This window comes from Kitasatospora sp. NPDC057512, from assembly GCF_042802135.1.
Classification (GTDB): domain Bacteria; phylum Actinomycetota; class Actinomycetes; order Streptomycetales; family Streptomycetaceae; genus Kitasatospora.
In genome coordinates, this window is sequence record NZ_JBHVET010000904.1 from 1 (window position 1) to 2,942 (window position 2,942).

The following is a 2,942-nucleotide window of genomic DNA, read 5'->3' on the forward strand; positions in this document are numbered from 1 at the left end:
GCCAGGTGGTCTTGGCGTCCGTCACGCCGCCCAGCGGGCGCTGGATGATCGTGTCGGCGCACCACTGGTCGCCGGCCGCGCAGTCCGCGTCGCCCGGGTAGACCTGGGCCGGCGTCCGGGCGGCGGCCTGCTTCAGGGTGGTCAGCAGGACGGTTCGGCAGGCCGCGAGGTCGCCCCCGCCGCAGAACGGCCGGGCCAGCGGGCCGGCCACGTGGTCGCCGAGGACGGCGCGCAGGTCCTTGTCCAGGTAGCTCCACCAGCCGTACTGGAAGGCCGAACCCTTGTGCGGGATGGCCTCGTTGGCGCTCACCGGGCCGCCGCCGGGGCCGGTCTGCCCGCCCGAGGGCGACTCGTTGATCTGGAGGGCGCCGGTCAGCGCGCCGAACAGCGGGTCGCCGAGGCCCGGCCGCATGACGCCCTCGGCCACCAGCGGCCACCAGGCGTCCATCACCCGGATCGCGGTGGCGTCCGCGTAGCCGTGGCTGCCCGGTGAAGTCTCCTTCCGCAGGCCGCCGTTGGCGAGCCAGGCCTCCAGCTGCTGCAGGGCGGTGAGGGCGGCCTGGTCGGTGACGGGCGCGCTGCGCAGTACGCGGATCAGGTCGGGTAGCACGTCCTCGGCCCGCAGGTCGGCCAGGGCGGCGCCCTCCATGGCCTGGGTGAGCGAGACCCGGCTCGCCCTGCCGCCGTTCCCGAGCAGGGACTTGACCCGGTCGTCCAGCAGGTTGCCGCGGTGCACCGAGCCGTTGCCGAAGCCGGCCGAGGTGTAGCCGTCCGCCTGCTTGTTGTTCCAGGAGATGTAGTAGTCCTGGTTGACGGACTGCGGGTGCTCGGCCGCGGGGGTGTACCGGGCGGTGTTGGCGACGGGGTCGAAGTCGGCCCATTCGTAGGCCGGTTGGGCCTTCACGGGGAGCCCGGGGTCGACGCCGGGGGCGCGGACCGGGTTGCTGCCGGAGTTGTAGTACGCGATGTCGCGCGAGTCGGCGTAGAACCAGTTGAAGGTGTAGTTGATGTCCTGCGCCGCCTGCTGGAACCCCGCCGCGTCGTGCACCGCGCCGGGGTCGTTCAACTCCTGGAAGCCGATGATGGATTCGGCCTCGTGCCGGTAGGTGGAGCGCAGCGAGGTGAAGGCGACGGGTGCGCCGCCGACCGTGCCGCGGGCGGTGACCAGGCCGTACCGGGAGCGGTTCATCACCAGGGTGTAGGAGCCGGCCGGGGTGGAGTCGGCGGTGGTCGGGTTCCAGGCGTTCTTGCGTTCCAGTCGGTCGAAGGGCAGGCACTGGCCGTGCCAGAGGTAGGAGTTGGCGGCGGTGGTGACGGGGGAGCCGTCGGTGGTGCAGAGCGGGACGGCGTAGGTGTCGGTGATGTCCTGCCCGGCCGAGGTCGCGCTCCAGGCGTAGTCCTGCCCGCGGCCGAGCTGCACGTAGAAGCTCAGGCCGGCGAAGGCGGCGCCGCGTGCGCTGATCCCGGGGCCCTGGATCTCCTCCAGCATCAGCAGCTGCGGGGCGAAGTAGCCGGTCTGCGGGCCGAACACGGCCGCCGGGTGGCCGTCGTCGGTGTGGGCGCCGGAGACCAGCAGGGCGTTGGACATGCCGTGCCGGGCGGTGAGCAGGTTCCCGGGCAGGACGCCGTTCGCCGCGGTGGTGGCGGAGCCGGCGGAGCCGGTGGCGTCGTAGACCACCCGCTCGGGCACCACCGAGCCGGGGTCGGGCAGCGCCTCGCCCTGCGGGTGGTCGGGGACGGTCGCGTACGGGAAGCGCTGCCCGTCGTGCAGGGTCTGGACGGCCTCCGGGTCGTCCGCCTCGCGCAGCGACGCCCAGACCGCGTCCCCGGCGTCCTTGCCGTACCGGGCCTCGGCGGCCGACTTGACCTGGGCGGAGGCCAGTTCACCGCCGCCGCCGGAGCCGAACAGGGCGCCGACCACGGAGGCGAGGGCGACCAGGTCGGTCAGCTTGAACGGTTCGATCGAGCCGGCGTTGGTGATCGGGTCGATGTGCCCGGTGAGGTCGTACTCGCCCGGGAAGGTGCGGGCGTTGTAGGACTCCTTGGCGTACTGGTTGACGCCGTCGAGGTAGGCGTTGGCGTCGGCGAGGGCCTGGGTGGCCCGGCCGCCGCGGGCGGCGATGGCGTCGATCTGCTGCTGGAGCTCGGCCTCGGTGTACGGCGCGGCCTGCCAGAAGGTCTGCTCCAGCTGGCGGTTGGCGGCGGCGCCGCCCGCGAAGCCGGACAGCTGGCCGCGGCCGACGTGCCGGAAGAGGTCCATCACCCAGAGCCGGTCCTGGGCGGCGGCGTAGCCCGCGCCGAACTCGGTGCCGTAGCGGGTGGTGCCGGTGATGTGCGGGACGCCGGTGGCCTTGTCGCGCACGATGGCGACGTCCGGGCGCGGGTTGGTGGTGCTGGCCACCTGGTCGGCGGGGACGCCGAAGGAGGCGTCGTTGAAGAAGTCGCGCAGCTTGGCCTCGGTCAGGCCGGGGTAGCCGGAGGCGAGGGCGGCGTAGGGGCCGAGCTGGTCGTCGGTGTGCGCGGGGCGGGTGCCGAAGGCCCGGTTGAGCAGGATGTCGGCGAGGGTGGCGTTGCCGTTCTCGCCGGGCGGCAGGATGTCGGCGCAGTGGCCGCCGCAGTAGTCGTTGGCGGCGGCGGTCGCGGTCGCGGTCGCGGGGGCCGGTGCGGCGGCGGTGGGGGTGGTGGTGAGGGCGGCGGTGACGAGCAGGGCCGAGGCGAGGGCGGCGGCCGGGAGTCGGAGGGAGCGGGGGCGGGGGCGTTGGCGTGAACGCAAGGCGGACTCCTCCGTCGAAGTCTCACGGAAGAGTCGACGGTAGGGGCGCTACTGGCCGGTTGGCTAGTGGCGTGCATGCCATTTCCCGTACGGGGGAGCGGAGTTGGCGGTCCGCAGGCCGGTCGGGAAGGAGCGGCGCCGCACCTGCCGGGCTCAGTCCGGGAGGTGC

At 73.6% G+C, this 2,942-nt stretch carries 1 protein-coding gene; it reads right to left on the reverse strand.

The window, feature by feature from the left end; all coding sequences use genetic code 11:
* Positions 1-2,773: penicillin acylase family protein (locus tag ACFU6K_RS35540; protein ID WP_380670237.1), on the reverse strand; the 2,773-nt coding region annotated here is incomplete at its 3' end.
* Positions 2,774-2,942: the final 169 nt, after the last annotated feature.